The following is a 366-nucleotide window of genomic DNA, read 5'->3' on the forward strand; positions in this document are numbered from 1 at the left end:
CCGCCGGGTGCAGCGCGGAGCCGCCCGGTCGGTCGAGGCGGCCTGGGCGGCGGCGGTCGGCCAGGACGTCTGGTACCCCGGCACGCGCGGCGCCCGGCCCGGCCTGGCGGACCGTCTTGTCACGGCCTACAGCCGCCGTCTGACCAGGGCGGCCACCGGCTCCTACCGCGCCGCGGCCGCCCTGTGGGACGTGACGAGCCTGCGCACCGGCCCGGAACGCCTCTTCCGCCCGGCCACCCTCCTCGACGTCGCGGGCGGCCCCCTCCTGCCCCCGTTGTCCGGCCCCCCGCTGACACCGGCCGAACGCAAGATCCTGGCCGAGCTGAGCGGGACGGACGGCTGACGGATCAGGGCCGGGAGGCGAGG

Annotated in this window: 1 pseudogene; it reads left to right on the forward strand. The window is 78.7% G+C overall.

What is annotated here, in order from left to right:
* Positions 1-343, forward strand: a pseudogene (locus BZY54_RS47890) (pyridine nucleotide-disulfide oxidoreductase); the annotation flags it as partial.
* Positions 344-366 lie beyond the last annotated feature (23 nt).

The organism is Streptomyces carpinensis (genome assembly GCF_002154505.1).
Taxonomy (GTDB): Bacteria; Actinomycetota; Actinomycetes; order Streptomycetales; family Streptomycetaceae; genus Streptomyces; species Streptomyces carpinensis.